Raw genomic sequence first — 4,390 nt, forward strand, 5'->3', positions numbered from 1 at the left:
AACGGCCGGTAGTAGACGATGGCCCCGCCGTCATCGAGAGGGGAAATGTAGTCGACCCATCCCAGCGGCGTAGCCATGCCCACCCGGACGTCGGCAACGTCCACCGTCGCCGGGGCATCGGCCTGCGGGGCCTCATGAACGAGCCCCAAGGCGGTGCGGCCCGCGTCGGTCAGCCGGTACGGCCGGANACGAACCAGCCCCCCGCGCAGGTCACGGAACNGGTCNGGAACCTCGACGATCAGACCGTGCCTGGCTAGGCTGTCGATGGTTCGGGCATTGAGCTTGATCTCNGANGCGCCGCGCGCCGAGAAGTAGCCGTGACCGACGCTGTCGGCCCGGTAGAAAACCGTGCCCTCGGCAACGAGAGTCAGCGCACGGCGCTGAGGGTCCGACAGCCGCAGGGCCTTGCTGGTGTGTGCGTCCATGGGGTCGACGGGACCGTCCTTGCGGAGGCCCCCGCACCGATCCCAGCGTGCGGAATTACCGCACTGGGCTCCTGCCTCGGGTTCTGGCGTCGAAGCGCACGCTCGGCATCGGGTGGCGTGGGCGGGCGGGTGGTAGCCATCAGTCGGCATGGCGCCCCATGCGCGCCCAGGTCAGTCGCGTGCGCCGGCTTCGTCGGCGAAGCGCCTTGAACCAGTGCCGTGTCGCCTGGATGCGGAAGGACGCGACCGCGTCCGTGTTGCCGCGCACGGCGTAGTAGTTGAGATGCCCAACCACCACACTGCGTAGCCGCTGCCCTTGGAGCGGGACGGGTTGGTGCCGGCGCCGCTTCAGTTCCTCCTTGATCTCTTTGAGCTTCGCCCGCATCCGCCTCTTGCCCGTGACGCGCCTCACCCAGAAGTTCCCCTTCTTGGACGTCGCGCACAGACACGTGAACCCCAGAAAAGTGAACGTCTCCGGCTTCCCGAGACCGTGGGTCTTCCGCTACTGAGTTTTAATCCGCGTTTTAATCCGCGAAGTCGTGTGGAAGCATAATGATCCTTCACCTTATTGCTATCTTTGGGTGGGTGGTGAGGGTTCTGTTCGGGTAGCCGGCTGGTTGAGCGGGAGACCGAGCGTGAGGCGCTGCGGGCTGGGCTCGCGGTGCTGCGGAAGATCGCGTTCGGGCGGTCGCCGGAAAAGGCCGGTGTGGGGTGGGCTGGCGGTCGCGGTCCCGGCAGCGCTGCTCGCCGGTGCGGGCCAGCTCCTCGCCTGCGCAGAATGCGCAAAAAGCTGTCTATTCACAAAACTTGCCGGCTCGTTCGCAGCGTTCACCGCTGTGCGATCTGCGTGCCAGCCCCACGGCGGTGACACGCCGCCGGCGGTTTCTTCCGCTGTGGCCGGCGGCCCCTCACCACCGGCCCCGATCCGCAGAATGCGCAAAAAAGTCATTTATTCACAAAACTTGCCGGCTTGCCGGCCCGTTCGTAACGTTTTTGGAAGGGCGGCAAGTCCTACCGGCCGGAAGAGCTACGACTAGCGCGGACCAGCGCGCACGAGCCCGTTGATGAACGATTCGGAGGCGGCGGGATGACGTCCATAGCCGTGGGCAAGCCGCCGGTGGGCGGTAAGCCAGGCGAGGGTGCGTTCGACCACCCCTCGTCCCGGCAGGGCCCCGGAGGTTTTCCGGCCGGGGTTCTCCCGGGTGGTCTCGACGGTGGTCTTCAGGATGGTCCACGACCCCCGCGGGCCGGGTCCGCCCCGCGACGCGCCCTGGGCCCTGGCGGTCACGCCCTTGTTCTTCCACCGGTCGAAGAAGCCGCAGACCGCCCGCCACGCCGGGAAGCCCGCCGGCAGCGCCCGCCACGCGATCCCGTTGCGGGCCACGTAGCCACGTACCGGATGGCGCCCACGATGCCCCGGCGGCAACACCGCTTCGGCAACCACCCACCCGGCGTCACCAAGACCCGACCGGTACCGGTGTGTACCCACCACGGCCACCCGGGGCGGTCTCAGATGATCAGAGCATCAGTGCTGGTAGAAAGATGATCCACTGATCGGAGGGCTGAGTGCGCGGCGTCGAGTTGACCTTGGAGGAGCGGGAGGCGATCTCCAGGGGCTTGGCCGAGGGACTGTCACACCGGATGATCGCGGCCCGGCTGGACCGAAACCAGTCGGTGATCAGCCGTGAGGTCGCGCGCAACGGCGGCAATGCCGGATACCGCGCCGCGGACGCGCAGAAACGCGCCGACGAGCGGCGGCGGCGACCGAAGGCGTTCAAGCTGGAAACTCACGTCCGGCTGCACGACGCGGTGGCCGAACGGCTGTCGGCCGACTTCTCGCCGGAACAGGTGTCTAATCGGCTGAAGAAGGATTTCCCGGATGATCCGGAGATGCGCGTGTCGCACGAGACGATCTACCAGACGCTCTTCGTTCAGGCGCGTGGCGAACTGAACACGCGGCTGAAGCTCGCGCCGCGGTCGGGCCGGGCGGAGCGCCGGCCGCGGGGGTCGACTCGGCCGAAGCAGGCCAGGATCGCCGGCATGGTCGGCATCTCCGAGCACTCTGCCGAGGCCGCCGACCGCGCGGTACCCGGCCACTGATTTTGCTGGTGGTAGGCTTGTGTGACTCTCTGGGTAGGAGCCGTGGGCTTCTTGCGGGCGAGCGTGGGCGGCCCGGCCGGGCCGCCCAACCCTTCGTAACCGAGGTCGAACAGCACCTCGTGCAGGTCGGCGGTCCACTCGGCGAGAACCGGCAGCGCCCCGGAGGCTTTCAGGGCGGTCGAGTCGTGCTCGCGGCCGGGCCGCACGTCGGAGACCCACAGTGGCCAGCCGTCGTCCGGGGCGGAGAGCACCTGGATGTTGCCACCGTGGTTGGAGATCGTGCCGGACCACCACAGGTCCACGCCCTCGCTCGGACCAGGCACGCGCAGCCGGTCGGTCTCGATGACCGTGCCATCGACGATCAGATGGCGATAGCCTGCGATCCTGGCCCGCATCAACGCCTCGCGCAGGTCAGGGGCCTGCCAGGCCAGCACGGCGACGCCCTCGTGCAGGTAGCGGTAGCCCACTGAGCGGGACACTCCATGATCGTTGAGGGGCGGGCGGGTCCGCGTGCCGTCACAGAACCAGCGCAGGGCCATCACGGCCTGCTCCAGCGCGGACAGCGTGCGAGTGCCGTTACGGGTACCACGACGCTGACGCTCCGCGACCAACAGTCCGGCCAGGCGGAAGACGGTGTGATCGCCGAAGGGCAGCTCGGCGGTGTATGTGAAACTCATGCGGGACGCGGGGTCCTTCGGTGAAGTGATCTGTGGAAGGACACTTCCTACCGAGACCCCGCGCCGCCTTGTCTCCCGGCCCGACCCCACCCGCCAGACCATCACAGTCCGTTACGGCTACCCAGTGCGACGACCCGTTGCCGGGAAAGGCTCATTGACCGCGTCGTGCAACCGCGTTTTCACCGCCAGCTTGTGCGGCTTAGGTCGTATGGCCTGCGCTTCCGCTCGTTCCTGGGCCTCGACATTGCTGGCCGACGACCGCGCTCAGCGCCAGACGTGGCGCAAGCTGTCCCCACACGGGCAGGCACTCCTCGTGCTCGCGCACCTACGCAACGGCGACACCTACGAGCGACTCGCCGAAGGCTTCGGCGTCAGTGTCGGGACGGTCTACAACTACGTGCGCGAGGCCGTCGATCTGCTGGCCACCCGCGGCCGTAGCCGCCTCGCGGCGGTGTGGACGTTCGCGTGGACGCAGAGCAACTTCCTCATCCTCGACGGAACGGTCGTGCGCACCACCCGTGTCCGGGCACACAACAAGCTGTACTACTCGGGCAAGCACAAGTACCACGGCATCAACCTCCAGGGCCTCACCGACCCCTACGGCAGGATGATCTGGATCTCCGAGGGGCTTCCCGGCAGCGTCCACGACCTCACCGCCGCCCGCATGCACGACATCCTCCACGTGATCGACCGCTCGGAGCTCCACCTCTTCGCCGACAAGGGATATGTCGGCGGCGAAGGAGACCACCTCCTCGTTCCGTACAAGAAGCCACCCGGCGGCGACCTGTCCGATCAGCTAAAGGAGATCAACCGTGCCCACGCCGCCACCCGCGCCAGAGGCGAGCGCGGCTTCGCGATCCTGAAGAACTGGCACATCTTCGACCGCTTCCGCGGCTGTCCCCGCCGTGTCGGGAAGTTCGCCCTCGCCGCATTCATTCTCACCGAGGAAGAGATTTAGGAAAGCTAACTTTGAAAAGGCTCAGTGGTAAGTATTCGGCGATGGCGTGGAGGGGCTGGTTCCGCCGTGTGGCGGTGTCGTGGCTGTGGCGGGAGTCGGGCGGAGTGTCCGCGGGATGCTGGTGGGGGGTTGTGGGCTCTTCGTGATACGTCGGGTGTAGTTCCTGATACCGAGGACGCTGGTGATGTGTCCTGGGTGGTGTGTCTGTTCTGTCTGTCACCGATGATGTC

At 67.1% G+C, this 4,390-nt stretch carries 4 protein-coding genes and 1 pseudogene; 2 read left to right on the plus strand and 3 right to left on the minus strand.

Annotated features, from left to right (window positions below):
• Window positions 1-564: 564 nt before the first annotated feature.
• Both BMG523DRAFT_RS26060 and BMG523DRAFT_RS21825 read right to left on the minus strand, forming a co-directional pair.
• A complete protein-coding gene (locus BMG523DRAFT_RS26060) occupies window positions 565-837 on the minus strand; it encodes a hypothetical protein (RefSeq protein WP_011435409.1) in 273 nt (90 codons plus the stop codon).
• 621 nt (window positions 838-1,458) lie between these two features.
• Window positions 1,459-1,923 carry a transposase gene (locus tag BMG523DRAFT_RS21825; RefSeq protein WP_023842293.1) on the minus strand — a complete coding sequence of 155 codons (465 nt, stop codon included), beginning with the start codon at window positions 1,921-1,923 and terminating at the stop codon, window positions 1,459-1,461.
• A gap of 68 nt (window positions 1,924-1,991) precedes the next feature.
• Between BMG523DRAFT_RS21825 and BMG523DRAFT_RS26900 the strand changes: the two genes are divergently transcribed.
• Window positions 1,992-2,525 carry an IS30 family transposase gene (locus tag BMG523DRAFT_RS26900; RefSeq protein WP_011435411.1) on the plus strand — a complete coding sequence of 178 codons (534 nt, stop codon included), beginning with the start codon at window positions 1,992-1,994 and terminating at the stop codon, window positions 2,523-2,525.
• A gap of 38 nt (window positions 2,526-2,563) precedes the next feature.
• Here BMG523DRAFT_RS26900 and BMG523DRAFT_RS27610 read toward each other — a convergent pair.
• Window positions 2,564-3,304, minus strand: a pseudogene (locus tag BMG523DRAFT_RS27610) (transposase family protein); the annotation flags it as partial.
• A gap of 106 nt (window positions 3,305-3,410) precedes the next feature.
• Between BMG523DRAFT_RS27610 and BMG523DRAFT_RS21835 the strand changes: the two are divergent.
• Window positions 3,411-4,160 (plus strand): IS5/IS1182 family transposase, encoded by a 750-nt coding sequence (locus tag BMG523DRAFT_RS21835; protein WP_011435413.1) that lies wholly within the window; start codon window positions 3,411-3,413, stop codon window positions 4,158-4,160.
• Window positions 4,161-4,390: the final 230 nt, after the last annotated feature.

Source organism: Frankia sp. BMG5.23 (genome assembly GCF_000685765.2).
GTDB lineage: Bacteria > Actinomycetota > Actinomycetes > Frankiales > Frankiaceae > Frankia > Frankia casuarinae.